This is a genomic window from Rothia sp. HMSC062H08, from assembly GCF_001810775.1.
GTDB lineage: Bacteria > Actinomycetota > Actinomycetes > Actinomycetales > Micrococcaceae > Rothia.
The window spans coordinates 15,612-32,989 of sequence record NZ_KV802648.1 but is presented as its reverse complement, the minus strand read 5'-3'; the positions used below and the strand labels follow the sequence as shown (position 1 = coordinate 32,989).

Genomic DNA, 17,378 nt, shown 5'->3' with positions numbered 1-17,378 from the left:
AGATGCGCTACCAATTGCGCCACGCCCCCGTCTCAGCGGAAACCACTGTTTAGTTATTTTTCCAAGCCTTCACGACCTCATTGCTCTGGTACTTTTTCAGAACCATCACAGTAACACACGAAAGAACAGCAAGAATCAATAATTTCTTCATTATTGCCTTTCATAGTGTGGAGTGGGCGTACCAAGAATCGAACTTGGGACCTCTTCGTTATCAGCGAAGCGCTCTAACCGTCTGAGCTATACGCCCTCCTTCTGCGGAATTTCTTCCGTAGAACGAGATATAACTATACAGGTGTTTGAAGGTAACACCAAATCGAAAAAGCATGTTCTGTATCACACTTTAATATTGGGGGTTCCCGAGCATACAGAGCGGGGCATGCAGAACGGGCGGCACCGCCTCCACCAGAGACAGAACCGCCCGCACACAAAGCTCAAAAGCTACAAACTAGGACTCATCACTCAGAGTCAAGGTCACGCCACCAACCAGCTTCGCAGCCAGGTTGTACAGAATCGCGCCAATCATACCCAGCAGAGTAAAGACCACAGTGTTGACCACAGCAAAAATAGTAGTCACCAAAGCAACCTGACCCAGCGAAATCATCTGCGAAATATCCACAGTGGTCGAACCGGTACCCAGCGAGCTAATCAGCTGGTTCACACCGGTAAACGCACCAGAAGCCTGCAGGAACAGCCACAGAATCACCGAAGCCACCACAGTCACAATGCCCAAAGCAATAGACAGCAGGAAGATCAGCTTAGCCACCGACCACGTATCAACCTTCTGAACCACCAGACGCGCGCGACGAATCTTCGAACGCGGCGCCGGACGCACCAACTGACGGCGCGAACCAGTAGGACGCTTAGCGTTCACAGGGCGCTTACCGGCAGGACGCTTAGCGGTACCGCCAGGACGAGCCTGGCCCGAACGTGCCTGAGCCGGGCGACGCGCGCCAGCCTTAGCCGCACCCGAAGACTTAGATGCACCAGCCGACGCCGAACGCTGTGCCGACGCAGGAGAGGAGCTCGCGGGAGTGCTGCTCATTAGTTACCTCCAGTAGCGGTGAGATCGGCAGCCGCCGCTTCACCCTCGTTGTCCGTACCGGGCGCCTCAGAAGACTCCGAAGCCTCGGTGTTCTCAGTGGTTTCATCGTCGCTATCATCCAGCTGACGATCCTGGTTGCGTGCAACACCAATAATAGAATCGCCCTTACCGGGCTTTGCAAAGATAACACCCATAGTATCGCGTCCCTTCGCAGGAACCTCATTCACGTTCGAACGAACGACCTTGCCGCTGGCCATAACCACCAGCACCTCGTCCTCTTCGTCCACAATGAGGCCACCCACCAGGGCGCCACGATCCTCAACTAGCTTAGCAACCTTAATGCCGAAGCCGTTACGGCCCTGCACGCGGTACTCATCCACGCTCGTACGCTTCGCGTAACCACCCTCAGTGACCACGAAGACGAAGGAACCCTCAGTAACCACATTCGCAGAAATCAGCTCGTCGCCCTCACGGAACTTCATACCGGTCACACCGGAGGTCGAACGACCCATCGGGCGCAACGACGCATCATCAGCGTGGAAGCGTAGCGACATACCGTTACGCGACACCAGCAGAATATCGTCCTTATCCGAAACGGTGAACGCCGAAACAACCTCATCGCCCTCACGCAGGTTAATCGCAATCAGGCCGGCAGTACGGTTCGTATCGTAATCGCTCAGGCGGCTCTTCTTCACCATGCCGCCGCGAGTAGCAAGCACCAGGTACTCAGCATCCTCATAGCTCTTCAGCTCCATCACCTGAGCAATATGCTCACCGCCCTGGAACTCCAGCAGGTTCGCAATGTGCTGACCCTTCGCGTCACGACCGGCTTCCTGCAGCTCGTAACCCTTCGCACGGTACACGCGACCCAGGTTCGTGAAGAACAGAATCCAGCTGTGCGTAGTCGTCACAAAGAAGTGCTCCACCACGTCATCACCGCGCAGCGAGGCACCCTTAATGCCCTTACCGCCGCGGTGCTGGCTACGGTACTGATCACTGCGGGTGCGCTTAATGTAGCCGCCGCGAGTAATCGTAACCACGACCTCTTCCTCAGGGATGAGGTCTTCCATAGACATGTCGCCGTTGTAGCCGTACATAATCTGGGTGCGACGCTCATCGCCGTAGCGGTTCACAATCTCGCCCAGCTCCTCAGAGATAATCTCGCGCTGGCGAGTCTCCGAAGCAATAATCGCGTTGTACTCAGCGATCATGCGCATCAGCTCATCGTGACGATCCTGAATCTTCTGACGCTCCAAAGCAGCCAAACGACGCAGCTGCATGTTCAGAATTGCCTGAGCCTGAGCCTCATCAATCTGCAAGAACTCCATCAGGCCGCTACGCGCCTCATCAGCGGTGGGGGAGCGGCGAATCAGGGCAATAACCTCATCCAGAGCATCCAGAGCCTTGAGCAGGCCGCGCAGGATGTGCGCCTCTTCCTCCGCCTGGCGCAGACGGTAGCGGGTACGGCGGACGATAACATCCAGCTGGTGGTTGACCCAGTGGCGCACGAAAGCGTCCAGGGACAGGGTGCGGGGCACGCCGTCCACGATGGCCAGCATGTTCGCGGAGAAGTTCTCCTGCAGCTGGGTGTGCTTGTACAGGTTGTTCAGCACAACCTTCGGGGAAGCATCACGCTTGAGCACAATCACCAGGCGCTGACCGGTACGACCCGAAGTCTCGTCGCGCAGATCGGCGATACCGGTGACCTTGCCGTCCTTGATGAGCTCGGCAATCTTGATGGCCAGGTTATCCGGGTTTGCCTGGTAGGGCAGCTCGGTGACGACCAGGCAGGTGCGTCCGTGGATTTCCTCGACGTTGACCACGGCACGCATGGTAATCGAACCACGGCCGGTGCGGTACGCATCCTCAATACCCTTGGTGCCCAGAATCTGCGCACCGGTCGGGAAATCCGGGCCCTTGATGCGAGCCATCAGAGCGTTCAGCAGCTCTTCGTTGGTGGCGTGCGGGTTCTTCAGGAACCACTCCACGCCCTCGGCCACCTCGCGCAGGTTGTGCGGGGGAATGTTGGTCGCCATACCCACGGCGATACCCGAGGAGCCGTTAATCAGCAGGTTCGGGATGCGCGCGGGCAGAACGGTCGGCTCTAGGGACTTGCCGTCGTAGTTCGGCTGGAAATCAACGGTGTCCTCGTTGATGTCGCGCACCATCTCCAGGGCAATGGGGGCCATCTTCGTCTCGGTGTATCGGGGAGCCGCTGCGCCATCGTTACCGGGGGAGCCGAAGTTGCCCTGTCCCAATGCCAGCGGGTAGCGCATGATCCAGCTCTGAATCAGACGCACGAGGGTGTCGTAGATGGCGATATCGCCGTGGGGGTGGAACTGACCCATGACGTCGCCGACCACGCGGGCGCACTTGTTGAAGGCGCGGTCCGGGCGGTAGCCGCCGTCGTACATTGCGTAGATGACGCGACGGTGCACGGGCTTGAGGCCGTCACGGACATCCGGCAGGGCACGACCGATGATGACGGCCATCGCGTAGTCCAGGTAGGAGCGCTGCATTTCGGTTTGCAGGTCCACCTGTTCAATGTGGCCGTGGTGGTCCACGATCTCGGTGTCACCGGTGCTGACGACGTCAGCTCCGGTCACTTCGTTCTGCTGTTCTTCGCTCATTATTTCCCTCAATAAATCACTCGGTTACATAACCCATTCCACATATTCCCCAAAAGAAATATGTCGTGCGGGTTAGATATCGAGGAATCGGATGTCCTTTGCGTTCTGCTGGATAAACTCGCGGCGGGCCTCAACGTCCTCACCCATAAGCACCGAGAAGATCTGGTCCGCGGCAGCCGCGTCCTCCATCTTCACCTGCAGCAGGGTACGGCGCGCCGGATCCATGGTGGTGTCCCACAGCTCGGTGTAGTCCATCTCACCCAGACCCTTGTAACGCTGAATACCGTTGTCCTTGGGCAGACGCTGGTTATTCGCCAAACCACGTGCCAGAGCCTCGTCGCGCTCTGCGTCGGAGTAGACGTAATCGTGCGGAGCGTTAGACCACTTGATGCGGTACAGCGGCGGCTGAGCCAGGTACACGTAACCGGCCTCAATCAGCGGGCGCATGAAGCGGAAGAGCAGGGTCAGCAACAGGGTCGTGATGTGCTGGCCGTCCACGTCCGCATCGGCCATGAGCACAATCTTGTGGTAACGGGCCTTTTCGATGTTGAAGTCGTCGCCAATACCGGTACCGAAGGCGGTAATCATCGCCTGAATTTCGGCGTTCGACAGGGCGCGGTCCAGGCGAGCGCGCTCAACGTTCAGGATCTTACCGCGCAGCGGCAGAATAGCCTGAGTGTTCGGGTTACGACCCTGAACCGCCGAACCACCCGCGGAGTCACCCTCCACCAGGTAAATCTCAGAGATCGACGGATCCTTCGAGGAACAGTCCTTGAGCTTACCGGGCATGGAGCTGGTCTCCAGCAGGCCCTTGCGGCGGGTCGTCTCACGGGCCTTGCGGGCGGCGATACGCGCCTGGGCGGCGGTAATCGCGCGACGCACGATGTCCTTGGCCACGGCGGGGTTACGGTCGAACCAGTCGCTCAGGTGATCGTTCACCTCGCGCTGGGTGAAGGACTTCGCCTCCGAGTTACCCAGCTTGGTCTTCGTCTGACCCTCGAACTGCGGCTCGGAAATCTTAATCGAGATGACCGCGGTCAGGCCCTCACGCACGTCTTCACCGGTGAGGTTATCGTCCTTATCGCGCAACAGCTTGTTGTCGCGAGCGTAACGGTTCACCAGGGAGGTCAGCGCGGCACGGAAACCCTCTTCATGGGTGCCGCCCTCGTGGGTGTTGATCGTGTTTGCGTAGGAGTAGATGGATTCCTTGTACGCACCGGTCCACTGCATGGCCACTTCCAGGCTCATGTTACGGTCGGAGTCCTCAGATTCGAAGGAGACAATCTCTTCGTTCACGATGGTCTTCGCGCCGGCGTTCAGGAAGTGCACGTAGTCAAACAGGCCGTTGTCGTAACGGTAAGTGACGGTCATGAAACCGTCAGCGTTCGCACGCACGCGGTTGAGAGTGTTTTCCTTCTCCTCTTCGGCAACCTCGTCACCGGCGAACTTCTCGCGCTCATCGGTCAGGGTGATGGTCAGGCCCTTATTCAGGAAGGCCATCTGCTGGAAGCGAGCGCGCAGGGTCTCAAAATCGAACTCGACAGTCTCGAAAATCTCGGGATCCGGATAGAAGGTCTGAATCGTGCCGGTCTTATCGGAGGGCTCGCCGCGATGCAGGGGACCGTCGGGCACGCCACCGTTGGAGAAGGAGATGTGCCACGCGTAGCCCTGGCGGTGCACCTCGGTAATCACGCGGGTCGATAGGGCGTTCACTACGGAGATACCCACGCCGTGCAGACCACCGGAAACCGAGTAGCCGCCGCCGCCAAACTTACCGCCGGCGTGCAGCACGGTCATGACGACCTCGACGGTGGACTTGTGCTCGGTGGGGTGCTCATCCACGGGAATACCGCGACCGTCATCCTTGACGCGCACCGCGCCATCGGCCTGGATGGTCACGTCGATTTCGGAGGCGTAACCGGCAAGCGCTTCGTCCACGGAGTTATCAACGACCTCGTAGACCAGGTGGTGCAGACCGCGCTCGGTGGTCGAGCCGATGTACATGCCGGGGCGTTTACGAACCGCCTCCAAGCCTTCCAGCACGGTAATATCGGATGCACCGTATTCATGCTGCTGTTCAGATGCATTCTGTTCAGATGCCACGAGGCAGAACTCCTTGAGTAGATGATGCAACCGGCAAAGGAAAGCTACGGGCAGCCAAGAGCGGAGCCTAGAACGCCTCACAGAGGGCACAAGAAAGTGCCTGCACAACCCGCGGTGCCGGTGGTACCCATAGGTGGGCACACTTTACGCATTGTCTCTTTTATTTTACCGAGCAAGAGAGCATAAAACCATCTACAAGCGTCACATATTGAGCTTTTTTGGGCACTACCACCCGCTCAAAAGCCCGCTAAGGCGGTTTAGAGTGCCTCAACCCCCTTTTGAGGTAGGGGATACGGTTCACCACTTCGTGGGGGTTGCTGGCGATTCTAAAGCTTTCATAGCGTGCAGAAAAAGGCTTATTTTGACCTAACACCGTTCATTCAGAAGGTGAACGAGCACCAGAGGCACTCAGAAGGCTACCCGTAGGTGTCGCGCACACCGCGCATGCCGGTGGCACGCCGATAGCCTCGCTGATTCCAGCGTCCGTTGTTCGGACCCAGCACGCGAACCTGAGCCACGACACCATCACCCAGTTCACGGCGGAAAAGTTCGATGAGGTGCCCGTGCATCAGGCGCAGCTGAGTCGTCCAGGCGGTAGAGTCGCACTGGACTTCAACAATGGAGTTTTCGAAGCTGATGGGGCGGGTGTGCGCCGCAATTTCAGGGCCCACGAGCTCAGCCCAGCGAGCCAGCACGCTAGAGACTGCCACGGGCTCTTTCCAGCCGCGAGAACGGATCAGAGCGCTGACGATGCCGCCAAGGGGTTTGGGGTCGCGAGAGCTCTCTCCAGGGCCGCTATAGCCACCCATGACGCGGGGGTCCCACCCCTGCGCTCGCCGCGATTTCTTCTTCGAGGCGGTTCCAGACATGACCGCACCAAAATCGCGCATGATTTTATTCGCAGAGAAGGCATTCAGGGGCGCCTCGCCGCGTTCTTGAGCCGCCACTCGCATACGGGTCAGTAGGGCGGAGGGGGCGTCCACCTCGTCACGGTAGAACTCACCCACGCCGTCAACCTCGTACGGGTTTTGAGGCTCCGCAAACTGCGGTTCCGCGAATTCACCGAATGTTTCACGTGAAACATGGTTTTGAGGGCGGACGGGGTTACTCATCGCCATCACCCTCTGCGAGTGCAGAAACGGTCGAGTTCGACTGCCCCACAGAGTCAGTGACAGAGTCGGTGGCAGGACCAGCGGCAGGCTGCACATACTCGGCGTGCCCCGCCGTCACCGACACCAGGCGGTAGTCGCCCAGCTCCTCCGGAATATCCGTGAGTACGGCGCACGTAATGAGCACCTGCTCCGCCGCGGCAACCATAGCGCCCAGGCGGTGGCGGCGCGCCGAGTCGAGCTCGGCGAAGACATCGTCAAGAATCAGGATGGGGGAGGCACCCGGCGAAGAATCGTCCTCCACATGAACAAACCACGAAGCCAACTTCAGGGCCAGGGCAAACGACCAGCTCTCACCGTGCGAGGCAAAATGCTTAACCGGAAGGCCGCCCAGCAGCAGGGTCACATCCTCACGGTGCGGCCCCACCAGCGTCACGCCGCGCTCAATTTCCTCGGCGCGACGCTCGGCAAAACCGCGCAGAAGCGCCTCCTTCAGGTCCTTGATACTCATGAGGGCCGCATGTTCGAGAGAGCGCTCGCCCATGCTCGCAAAGACGGAGGATTCGTAGGTGAACCCCACGTCCTTAGAACCGTCCGTCAGCCCCGCATAGGCGCGACGCAGCTGGGGGAGTAGGCGCTGCAACAGACGGAAGCGTGCAGAGAGCAGTTGCGCCCCCATCAGGGCAAGCTGGCCATCCCACACCGCGAGGGTACTCAACGCGTTCTCGTCGCGAGCGCGGCGCTGCATCGATTTGAGCAGCGAATTACGCTGCCGCAAAATCCGCTCGTACTCACTGCGGTACCCCGCCACCACGGGGCGCAGGGAGACGGCCAGCTCATCCACAAATCGACGACGACCGGCGGGATCGCCCTTCACCAATTGCAGGTCCTCGGGGGAAAACAGCACCGTGCGAGCAATACCCAGAGCTTCCTTAGCGCGCACCGGGGCAGCCCGGTTAATGCGCACGCGATTCGCCTGACCGGGAGCCACCTCAAACTCGGTCACGGTCTGCTGCGAACCGCGCACAGTGCGGGTGCGGATGTAGGCTCGGGCGGCGCCCACGCGCACCAGCGGACCATCGTGGCTCACCCGGTGCGAAGAGAGGGCCGCCGCATACTCAATGGCCTCTACGATATTCGTTTTTCCCACGCCATTCGAGCCCAGAAAAACCGTCACCCCGGCCGATAGAGGCAGGTTGAGCAGCGCGTAGGTGCGGTAATCCAACAGCGAGATGTGGTCGATGTACACCGGACGGCTCCTTTCGTGCGGTTCGGTCGAGAAGGGGATAGGCGCGGACGGAGAAAGCACAGCCCCGCGAGCCTTCCCTGGGCAGAGCCTCGGGAAGGGCGCGGGGCGGCAAGCTACTAGTTCGAGGGCAGACGCACCGGCATCAGCAGGTAGCGGTAGTTGCGGTCATCCTCAGCCAGCGGCTCGTCCTGGCCCGAGATCACGGCGGGCTTGGGCGCATCGGTGAAGGAGAAACGCACGAACTCGGTGCCGAACACCTTCAGACCGTCCAGCAGGTAGGAGGGGTTGTACGCCACGGTGATGTCGTCGCCGGAGAGGTGAGCCTGCAGGGTTTCGGAGGCCTGAGCCTCGTCGCCGCGGCCCGCATCGATGGCAACCGAACCCTGGGTGAACTTCAGGCGCAGCGGAGTGTTGCGCTCAGCCACGAGCGAGATACGGCGAGCTGCCTCGGTCAGGTCGGAGGTGCGAACCACCGCGTGGATGGGGGTCTGCTCGGGGAAGAGAGCACGGATGTTGGGGTAGTCGCCGTCCATCAGAACGCTCGTGGTGCGGCGGGTACCGGCGGCAAAACCAATCAGTTCACCGGCGGCGGGCAGCGCAATGGAGAGCTCGCCGGAGCCGGAGAGAGTGCTACCAACCTCGGAAACGGTCTTGGCCTTTAGCAGAACAGCCGCCTGAACATCGGGGTTGACGGGGTTCCACTTGATTTCGCGCATGGCTAGACGGTAGCGGTCGGTGGCGAGCAGGGTCATGGTGTCGCCGTTGATCTCGACGCGAATACCAGTCAGCAGGGGCAGGGTCTCGTCCTTGGACACCGCAATCTGAACCTGCTTGACGGCTTCAGCAAATTCGGCGCCGTCGACGGTACCGGAAACTTCGGGCAGCTCGGGCAGCTCGGGGTAATCGGCCACGGGCATGCCGGCCAGCTGGAAGTTAGCGGAACGGCAGTGCAGACGAATCACGGACTCATCAGCGGTGAACTCGACCTCAGCGTTCGGAAGAGAACGGCAGATTTCGGCCAGGATCTTACCTGGAACAAGGCACACACCCTCGGCCTGAACATCGGCGGCGATAACCTGGCGGGCGCTGGTTTCGTGATCAAAGCTTGCGATGCTGACTTCGCCGGCGGAGGCGGTAATCAGCAGACCGTTGAGCACGGGGGAGGTAGGACGCAAGGGCAGGGAGCGTGCCGTCCAGCCGACTGCTTCGGCGAGGACATCGCGTTCAACGGTGAATTTCATCGAGAAGGCGCCTTTCACGGTGGTAGAGATTCGGTTTGTGGCGCACGTAAAGCTGAATTGCGAGAGAGCCGGAAGGTTTCGCCTGCTCTAGTGCGCGGTGCCCGTGCGCGCGCGTCTATCCATCCTACCGGAATCCAGACGAATTGTAATTACAGGGATTCGCGGTGAACACGGTCGGTCACCACGGTTACCAGCCTCGCATTTTTGTAATTACAAAGAACCGCGAAGGGTTCCTTGAAAAATATCGAAAACAGATTCGAAATTAGATATTCAAAAATGTGGGTTTCTCGCCAAAACCAACAGGGAGAATGAACCAAAGAAAGCGCTTACTATCGCCTAGTGTTTCCTGAAATCACGACGGGCGAACGCCCTGAGCGGCTCAAAATGCATATCGAACTTCCCGGCAGCCCCGAGCGAGGAAATGTTTCATGTTATGGGGAGGATTTTTTCTTTAAGTACAGTAGTATTATTAACGCTTGTGGAAACGGTGGAAAACCCCACAGAACCCAGCAATGACGCGGAAGTGACCTGTGGACATTAAGTGGAGGAATCCTCCCCGAGCTGAGGATGCATTGTGTATGAATATTTATGCATTTACTCTCTTCCACACCTTTTGAATATTCATGCACTTAACGTCCACACGAGCGCCGGAGTTAAAGCACAGCTTATCCACACCCCATATTTCAGGGCCCAGTCAGCCGAAAATCGTGGCCGAAAATAACCCTGCCCCTCTCAAACCACCCCGACACCCCCTATAAAACGCCTTGTCAGCGGTATATAGGGGGTGTAGGTGGTTCCGTGGGCCTATCCGGCGGCGCGCTGTTCCTGGCGAATGAGGTTCGTCAGCTCGGTCACCTGATTGAAAATCGTCTGCCGCTCAGCCATCTGCGCGCTCACCTTACGCACCGCGTGCATCACGGTCGTGTGGTCGCGGCCGCCCAAATCATTACCGATACGCGGCAGGGACATCTCGGTCAGCTCACGGAGCAGATACATCGCCACCTGGCGGGCGTTCGTGAGCGTGCGGGTGCGAGACTTCGACTGCATATCCTCGATGGACACATCGAAATACTTTGCCACCGTCGAGAGCACCAGCGCCGAGGTAATCTCGGCACCGCCCGTATCCGACAGCAAATCCTTCAAATAGGTCTCAGCCTCGGCCAGGGTGATGGGCTCCGGAGGCTTCTTCATCGAGGCGGCGGCGCTCGCGCGAATCAGAGCGCCCTCCAACTCGCGAATATTGGCCGTGACATGGGAAGCAATGTATTCCATAACGTCATCGCGCACCGGCAAAATCTCGCTCTGAGCCTTCTTTCGCAGAATCGCGATGCGGGTCTCCAACTCCGGAGGCTGCACATCCACGTTCAGACCCGACCCGAAGCGCGAACGCATCCGCTCGGCAAAGCCGGTCAGCTGCTTCGGAGGCAAATCCGAAGTAATCACGATCTGCTTCTGGTGGTTGTACAGGGCGTTAAACGTATGGAAGAACTCCTCCATCGTCGCCTCTTTACCCGCCAAAAACTGGATATCGTCAATCAGAAGAACGTCAACATTGCGGTAAATCTGCTTAAACGAGGAACCCTCGTCGTCGCGAATCGAGTTGATGAAATCGTTCGTGAACTCTTCAGAATTCACGTAGCGCACTCGCAGATTCGGGTAAAGGTACTTGGTGTAGTGGCCAATCGCGTGCAGCAGGTGGGTCTTGCCCAGGCCCGAACCGCCGTAGATGAACAGCGGGTTGTACACGATGCCGGGCTGCTCTGCCACGGCGAAGGCGCTTGCATGAGCAAAGCGGTTGGACTGGCCGATCACGAAGGTATCGAAGGTGTAATTCGGGTTCAATCGAGCAGAGCTATCCCACGTCGGAGCGTTTTCCGGGTCTTCGTGCTGGGTCGCAACCGGCGCGGCCGGGGCCGGAGCCTCACTGTGCGCAGTGTGGAAAGCGGTTCGTTCTGTCTCGAGGGCCTGTAGCGAGGGACGAGTCACCTGCTCATCCGCAGGGACGTGCGCCTCGGAATCCGGCGCCGGATGAGGCTCGGTGTAGTACTCGAAAGCTCGGGAGCCAACGGGGGCCTCACGACGGGCGGGCTCGGCGTAGGGAGTTGCGGTGGAATAGCCAGAAGGCTCATCGGGAACCTGGTGAGCTGCTGCAATTGCGGGTTCGACGGGTGCGGCCTGTTCCGGCTCATTAACGTCCTGACTTGGGCTTTCAATGGGAACCATCGCCTCGTTCACATCGAAAAGCGCGGTGGTGGAGGGGCCGAACGCCTCGTGCAGTGCGGCGCGGAAAGGTGCTGTAATTTGCTCCTCAAACACGGCGCGGGTGAGCTTATTGGGCACCTCGATGATGAGGCGCGAAGATCCCATCAGACCCTGGGGGCGCGCAAGGTTCACGAATCCACGCTGGCGCGCCGTGACGTTCGGGTCGCTGCTCAGGATAGACAGCAGGTGCGCCCATCGCGCCTGAAGTGACTCGGTCATAGGGGTCTTTACCTCCGCTCAATCTGCCGCAGAAGACGTTGGCAGCTCAACAGAGTGCCAACGATGCCGGAACCTTCCGCAGGTCATTAAGATTCTACCCGCTTAATGCACAGGCATTTGGCGTTTTCCACAAGAGTTTTCCACACGGTGGAAAAGTTGTAATTACAGGAGTGGAAGGAGAGTGGAAAACGGTGGATAATTCGCCGACTTCCCTGTAATTACAGGGGGTGGCGCGTTTGTGTGTGCCTGTGGATAAGCGTTGCGCAATGTGCTATCCGAGGAGGATATGCACCGCAGTGGATAGTCGCGATCCCGCGTTATCCCCAGGGGTGGGGATGGGGGTGGTGACTCATGCGAGTGGAGTGTAGCGTGTTCCCTTCAGGGTTCCCCTCGGCCTCTCATAAACCCTCGATCGTCACCAACAGCTCTCCTCGATTCCGCACCCAGTCCCCATAAGGAGCCCGGAATCACGCGGAAAAAAGCGTCAAGAACTTGATTTACGCCCTCCACTCTTCTAAAGTTGTGCTGTTGTGTGTGCACCGCCTACTGCGAATAGTCGCGGTACCTCCGTGCACCAAGAAGCGTACGGTTCCGATACCCGTGAGGGCACGAACCGCAAAAATCAAGGAGACAAAGTATGAGCAAGCGTACTTTCCAGCCGAACAACCGCCGTCGCGCTAAGAAGCACGGCTTCCGTCTGCGTATGCGTACCCGTGCAGGCCGCGCGATTCTATCGAGCCGCCGCGGTAAGGGCCGCGCAAAGCTCTCGGCCTAATCACGGCATATAGTTCGCCCGTCGATGCACACGCATCGGCGGGCGAACTATCATTAAGCGTAGAAAATGCGGAGGCCGGCCCTGCCGAGCCTCCCCACCATGTAAAGGGGGAGACGTGCTGCCTCAACGGCACCGAATGCGCACCGGCGCTGAATTCTCCCACGCCTTCCGTTCCGGCATCCGCAGTGGACGCCGGAACATCGTTGTATCTACGGCGAAAAATCCCGGAAAAACAACCCGGGTAGGTTTCATTGTGTCGAAGGCGGTGGGCAACGCGGTGACACGCAACCTGGTTAAGCGCCGGTTGCGTGAGCTTGCCGCGCTCACCTGCGCCGCGCATCCGGAAGGGTACGCCATCGCTGTGCGAGCGCTTCCTGCCTCCGCGAGCGCCAGCTGGGATCAGCTACGCCGCGACTACGAATCGGCACTCGAGACCGCGTTCGCTAAGCTCGACCTGCCTCAGAGCAAGGAGAAGCCGTGAGTCGTTCCCAGCGTGACCGCTGTGAAGAACGCTTCCACGCGCATCACAGTGGCACCTATAGCGCATCTGCAGAGACTCTGGGCCCCGACGAGCTGCTGGCACTAGCACCTAACGAATTCGTAAGGCCTGAAACTTTCCTGCAGGCTCTCTACGTTCTACCGCAGAACCTGCTAATCGCGTGCATGAAGGCCTACCGCAAGGTCGTATCCCCCCTCTACGGGGACGTGTGCCGCTACTACCCGACCTGCTCGGCGTACGCTCTGGAGGCGCTGACCACCCACGGTGCGATGGGCGGGCTTTCCCTGACGGTGCGCCGTATTCTGCGGTGTGTTCCCTGGGCGACCGGAGGTATCGACCCAGTCCCGGAGGGGAAGCGTACTTTCGCTCCCGGAGCAGAACCGAAAATTATTCTGCTCAACCACCCCCATCTTTACACCCCTCACACCGGTGGTGACGCCCGCCCTGAGTAGGCGGCGCCTCCCACACAATGACTTAGCCGAGTCCTTAAGGAGTATTCCCGCGTGAATATTTTTGATTTGATTCTTTGGCCGTTTAAATGGATCGTCTCCGTGGTCCTGTGGCTGTTCCACACTCTTTTCACCTCGCTGGGCATGGACCCGGCTTCCGGTCTGACTTGGGTTCTGTGCATCATCTTCCTGACCCTGGTGATGCGTACCCTGACCATCCCGCTGTTCGTCAAGCAGATCAAGGCCATGCGTGGTATGACCGCAATGCAGGGCGATATGGCGAAGCTGCAGGAGAAGTACAAGGGTAAGAAGGACCAGCTCTCCCGCCAGGCCATGGCCCAGGAACAGATGGAAATGTACCGCAAGCACGGTACGAACCCCTTCGCCTCCTGCCTGCCGATTCTGGCTCAGATGCCGATTTTCTTCGGTCTGTACCAGGTGCTGATGGGCGTGCCCACCGCAGCGCAGAATAACCAGGGCGTGCTCATGCTGCCGGCTGAGCTAGTGCATCAGTTCAACGACTCCCAGATTTTCGGTGCTCAGCTCTTCGCGACCATGATGCACCCGGGGGCTGGCGACGCCACCGCGACGGTGATTCAGGCTGCCATCATGATTGTGATGATGAGCGCCACCCAGTTCTACATCCAGAAGCAGCTGAGCGTGAAGAACATGTCGGAGGCTGCTCTGAACTCCCCGATGTTCCGTCAGCAGCAGATGATTATGTACATCTTCCCGATCATCTTCGCTGTTTCCGGTATTAACTTCCCCCTTGGTGTGATGTACTACTGGACCGTCTCGAACCTCTGGTCGTTGGGTCAGCAGTGGTGGGTTATCCGCAACAACCCGACCCCCGGTTCCCAGGCCGAGCGTGAGCTGAACGCCCGCCGTGCGGCGAAGGGCCTGCCCCCGGTGGGTAAGACCCGCGAGCAGCACGAGAAGGACCTGCAGGAGGCGCGTGAGCGTGCCGCAGCCGGTCAGCGCCAGCAGCCGGTGAGTAAGAAGCGCCAGAAGCAGCAGCGCAGTAAGCAAAACGGAAATAAGTAGGCTTTCCACCCATTCGGGCCGGGCTCACGCCGCGTAAGGCGCGGGCCCGGCGCCGTGTATGAGATACTTTTTACCCCTAGGACACCCCTCCGAACACCCCGAGGATTATTGTGACTGAAGCTATGGAATATGAGGACGAGCAGCTCGTTGAGGAGCAGCTGGTAGAGGAGCCCCTTGAGGGCGAAGAAGACGATTTTGAGGACATCGACGAGGAAGGCGATATTGCCGCTGACTACCTCGAGGAGCTCCTCGATATTGTTGATATGGACGGCGACATTGATATTGAGGTGCGCAATAACCGCATCTACCTGTCGGTCGTCAATGACGATGATGACAACGAGGAACTGCGCCACCTGGTTGGTCGCCACGGCGAGGTGCTGGAGGCTCTGCAGGAGCTGGTGCGCCTCTCCGTCCTGGCTGGTAACGGCACCCGTTCCCGCCTGATTCTGGATATCGCTGGTTACCGCGCTGAGCGCCGTGAGCAGCTGGAGAAGATCGCTGCTGACGCGATTGAGAAGGTGCGCGCTACCGGTCGTGATGAGCACATGAAGCCGCTGAGCCCGTACGAGCGTAAGGTCGTGCACGATGTGGTGGCTGCTGCTGGCCTGTACAGCGAGTCTGAGGGCGAGGGTCCCCGCCGCCACGTGGTGATTTCTCTTCCCGAGGTAGGAGCCTAGTATGGAGACTTCGATGGTTGCTCTCAATGAGAGCGAGCGCGCCGCAGCGGAGACTGCGTTCGGTGAGCGTCTGCCTCTGGCGGAGCGCTACGTGCAGCACTTGGCGACGACCGGTATTGAGCGCGGTCTGATTGGCCCGCGTGAGGTGCCGCGCCTGTGGGCTCGCCACGTGCTGAACTGTGCCGTGGTGCAGGAGTACATTGCACCGAATGTGTCGGTGGCTGATGTTGGCTCTGGCGCCGGCCTGCCCGGTCTGTGCCTGGCGATTGCCCGCCCGGATTTGAAGCTGACTTTGATTGAGCCTCTGGAGCGCCGCGTGATTTGGCTGAATGAGGTTGTCGAGGATCTAGGCCTGGAGAACGTGACCGTGCTGCGCTCGCGTGCCGAGCAGGCTGTGGGCGCCGTGGAGGCCGATGTGGTGACTGCACGCGCTGTGTCCGCCCTGGTGGGCCTGCTGGACATCACTCTGCCGATTCTGCGCGGCACCGGTGAGCTGCTGGCTCTGAAGGGTCGTAGTGCCGCGGAGGAGATTACCAAGGCGAAGAAGAAGTTGAACCGTTACGGCGCGCGTGAGACTGAGATTCTCACCGCCGGCGGTGACCTGCTGGAAGAGCCGACGACGGTGGTTCGAGTTCGCCTCTAAAGGTTTCGTCTCAAATGGGCGGTACCGCAATGAGCTAGTGAATAGGCTGGCTTACGCGGTGCCGCCCATTTTTTGTACGCTGGCTTGCCGGGCGTGCGCGGCAATTGCATCCGTAGAGTACATAGAATGACCTCTCGCGTGGAGTATTGACCTGATGCCGGGTACCCTTAAGGAAGGATTGAAACCTTAGACTCTTCTACATCAAAGCCTGACGGTTCAGTAAGGGGTACCGAGCCCTTCAGAACCATTCGGGCAGCACCAATGTTTCACGTGAAACATTGCAGACTTCATCACCTCACGGAGTATGTTTCACGTGAAACATGCCGAGATGAGTGGGCGGTGGGGGAGTGGAGGTCGAATCCTCCTCGCGCACGAATACCGCAGAGTATTGCCACACGCGAGGCATCAGACGAAGCATCACCGTAGACACACCACCCGGAATATGGAAGGCACCCGATGACTCCTCAAGCTCAGAAATCTGTTGCAGATTTACTCCCCAAGCCTGTGCATACGCGTGTCTTCACCGTGTCGAACCAGAAGGGTGGCGTGGGTAAAACCAGTACCGCCGTGAACCTCGCAGCCGCGCTCGCGGAGGCTGGACTGAACGTCCTGGTTATCGATAACGACCCGCAGGGTAACGCCTCGACCGCACTGGGCATTGAGCACGGCGTGGATGTTCCCAGCGTCTACAACGTCCTGATTGAGGATAAGCCGCTTTCTGAAATTGTTCAGGAATGCCCCGATATGCCCGGCCTGTTCTGTGCCCCCGCCAATATCGACCTTGCAGGCGCGGAGATTGAACTGGTCTCCCTGGTGGCACGCGAGACTCGCCTCAAGAATGCCCTAATGGATTACACCGAATGGCGCGAGAAGCAGGGTATGGAGCGCCTAGACTATGTCTTCATCGACTGCCCGCCGAGCCTCGGCCTGCTGACTGTCAATGCCTTCGTTGCGGCAGAAGAGATTCTGATTCCGATCCAGTGCGAGTACTACGCTCTGGAAGGTCTGAGCCAGCTGCTGAAGAATATTCAGATGATTCAGAAGCACCTGAACTCCAAGCTGCGCATCAGTACAATCCTGCTGACCATGTACGATGCTCGTACCAACCTGGCATTCCAGGTGGCAGAGGAGGTGCGCGAGCACTTCCCGGAGGAGACTCTGGGGGTCAAGATTCCTCGTTCAGTTCGTATCTCTGAAGCTCCCAGCTATCAGCAGACCGTCATCACCTACGATTCTTCGTCGACTGGCGCTCGCGCCTACCGCGAGGCGGCACAGGAACTCTCGCGCCGATCCGCATAATCTAAATCTTTTGAAATGAGCCCTTTTGGATTGTCTATTGATGATTCAAAAGGGCTCATTTCATGCGGTATTTTCTGAGTGAAACCTAAGAAAACATCCTTAGTGAATTAATTATCAGGAATAATTCGGATGATGTG

Annotated in this window: 14 protein-coding genes and 1 tRNA gene; 7 read left to right on the top strand and 8 right to left on the bottom strand. The window is 58.9% G+C overall.

The genetic code is table 11. The annotated features are described in order from the left end of the window. Nucleotides 1-173: 173 nt before the first annotated feature. The 8 genes from HMPREF2765_RS00340 to dnaA form a co-directional block, all read right to left on the bottom strand. A tRNA-Ile gene (locus HMPREF2765_RS00340) sits at nucleotides 174-247 on the bottom strand. A 198-nt stretch (nucleotides 248-445) separates the two neighbouring features. Next, the gene (locus HMPREF2765_RS00335) at nucleotides 446-1,042 is read right to left on the bottom strand and encodes a DUF3566 domain-containing protein (protein WP_005508012.1); all 597 of its coding nucleotides are present in this window, start codon (nucleotides 1,040-1,042) and stop codon (nucleotides 446-448) included. Continuing rightward, a complete protein-coding gene (gene gyrA / locus HMPREF2765_RS00330; protein ID WP_070604014.1) occupies nucleotides 1,042-3,672 on the bottom strand; it encodes a DNA gyrase subunit A in 2,631 nt (876 codons plus the stop codon). The genes HMPREF2765_RS00335 and gyrA overlap by 1 nt, the downstream gene beginning before the upstream one ends. 72 nt (nucleotides 3,673-3,744) lie before the next feature. Then, the gene (gyrB, locus tag HMPREF2765_RS00325; protein WP_070604013.1) at nucleotides 3,745-5,775 is read right to left on the bottom strand and encodes a DNA topoisomerase (ATP-hydrolyzing) subunit B; all 2,031 of its coding nucleotides are present in this window, start codon (nucleotides 5,773-5,775) and stop codon (nucleotides 3,745-3,747) included. 416 nt (nucleotides 5,776-6,191) lie between these two features. Beyond that, complete coding sequence (locus tag HMPREF2765_RS00320) at nucleotides 6,192-6,887, bottom strand: DciA family protein (RefSeq protein ID WP_049341947.1); 696 nt, start codon at nucleotides 6,885-6,887, stop codon at nucleotides 6,192-6,194. Continuing rightward, nucleotides 6,880-8,133, bottom strand: a complete 1,254-nt coding sequence (recF, locus tag HMPREF2765_RS00315) for a DNA replication/repair protein RecF (protein WP_070604012.1) — start codon at nucleotides 8,131-8,133, stop codon at nucleotides 6,880-6,882. Before recF ends, HMPREF2765_RS00320 begins: the two co-directional genes overlap by 8 nt. A 116-nt stretch (nucleotides 8,134-8,249) precedes the next feature. Further along, nucleotides 8,250-9,374 carry a DNA polymerase III subunit beta gene (dnaN, locus tag HMPREF2765_RS00310; protein ID WP_049332240.1) on the bottom strand — a complete coding sequence of 375 codons (1,125 nt, stop codon included), beginning with the start codon at nucleotides 9,372-9,374 and terminating at the stop codon, nucleotides 8,250-8,252. A gap of 804 nt (nucleotides 9,375-10,178) precedes the next feature. Next, nucleotides 10,179-11,855, bottom strand: a complete 1,677-nt coding sequence (dnaA, locus tag HMPREF2765_RS00305) for a chromosomal replication initiator protein DnaA (RefSeq protein ID WP_070604011.1) — start codon at nucleotides 11,853-11,855, stop codon at nucleotides 10,179-10,181. 637 nt (nucleotides 11,856-12,492) lie between these two features. Here dnaA and rpmH point away from each other — a divergent pair. From rpmH to HMPREF2765_RS00270, 7 genes are all read left to right on the top strand, one after another. Beyond that, a complete protein-coding gene (rpmH, locus tag HMPREF2765_RS00300; protein ID WP_005504094.1) occupies nucleotides 12,493-12,630 on the top strand; it encodes a 50S ribosomal protein L34 in 138 nt (45 codons plus the stop codon). A 115-nt stretch (nucleotides 12,631-12,745) separates the two neighbouring features. Next, nucleotides 12,746-13,111 carry a ribonuclease P protein component gene (gene rnpA, locus HMPREF2765_RS00295; RefSeq protein WP_049346364.1) on the top strand — a complete coding sequence of 122 codons (366 nt, stop codon included), beginning with the start codon at nucleotides 12,746-12,748 and terminating at the stop codon, nucleotides 13,109-13,111. Then, the gene (gene yidD, locus HMPREF2765_RS00290; protein WP_005504090.1) at nucleotides 13,108-13,581 is read left to right on the top strand and encodes a membrane protein insertion efficiency factor YidD; all 474 of its coding nucleotides are present in this window, start codon (nucleotides 13,108-13,110) and stop codon (nucleotides 13,579-13,581) included. Before rnpA ends, yidD begins: the two co-directional genes overlap by 4 nt. Before the next feature lie 51 nt (nucleotides 13,582-13,632). Continuing rightward, on the top strand, nucleotides 13,633-14,622 hold the full coding sequence (gene yidC, locus HMPREF2765_RS00285) for a membrane protein insertase YidC (RefSeq protein WP_049346361.1): 990 nt from the start codon (nucleotides 13,633-13,635) through the stop codon (nucleotides 14,620-14,622). Nucleotides 14,623-14,732: 110 nt separating this feature from the next. Continuing rightward, nucleotides 14,733-15,299 (top strand): Jag family protein, encoded by a 567-nt coding sequence (locus HMPREF2765_RS00280; protein WP_049341941.1) that lies wholly within the window; start codon nucleotides 14,733-14,735, stop codon nucleotides 15,297-15,299. A gap of 1 nt (nucleotide 15,300) precedes the next feature. Further along, nucleotides 15,301-15,942: a 16S rRNA (guanine(527)-N(7))-methyltransferase RsmG gene (gene rsmG / locus HMPREF2765_RS00275; protein ID WP_083303598.1), complete on the top strand. Its 642-nt coding sequence runs from the start codon at nucleotides 15,301-15,303 to the stop codon at nucleotides 15,940-15,942. A 456-nt stretch (nucleotides 15,943-16,398) separates the two neighbouring features. Then, nucleotides 16,399-17,241 (top strand): ParA family protein, encoded by an 843-nt coding sequence (locus HMPREF2765_RS00270; RefSeq protein WP_005504078.1) that lies wholly within the window; start codon nucleotides 16,399-16,401, stop codon nucleotides 17,239-17,241. Nucleotides 17,242-17,378 lie beyond the last annotated feature (137 nt).

Coding starts and splice junctions, on each gene's coding strand:
- HMPREF2765_RS00335 (WP_005508012.1), bottom strand. CDS start 1,042: ATGAGCAGCACTCCCGCGAGCTCCTCTCCTGCGTCGGCACAGCGTTCG.
- gyrA (WP_070604014.1), bottom strand. CDS start 3,672: ATGAGCGAAGAACAGCAGAACGAAGTGACCGGAGCTGACGTCGTCAGC.
- HMPREF2765_RS00320 (WP_049341947.1), bottom strand. CDS start 6,887: ATGAGTAACCCCGTCCGCCCTCAAAACCATGTTTCACGTGAAACATTC.
- dnaN (WP_049332240.1), bottom strand. CDS start 9,374: ATGAAATTCACCGTTGAACGCGATGTCCTCGCCGAAGCAGTCGGCTGG.
- dnaA (WP_070604011.1), bottom strand. CDS start 11,855: ATGACCGAGTCACTTCAGGCGCGATGGGCGCACCTGCTGTCTATCCTG.
- rpmH (WP_005504094.1), top strand. CDS start 12,493: ATGAGCAAGCGTACTTTCCAGCCGAACAACCGCCGTCGCGCTAAGAAG.
- rsmG (WP_083303598.1), top strand. CDS start 15,301: ATGGAGACTTCGATGGTTGCTCTCAATGAGAGCGAGCGCGCCGCAGCG.
- HMPREF2765_RS00270 (WP_005504078.1), top strand. CDS start 16,399: ATGACTCCTCAAGCTCAGAAATCTGTTGCAGATTTACTCCCCAAGCCT.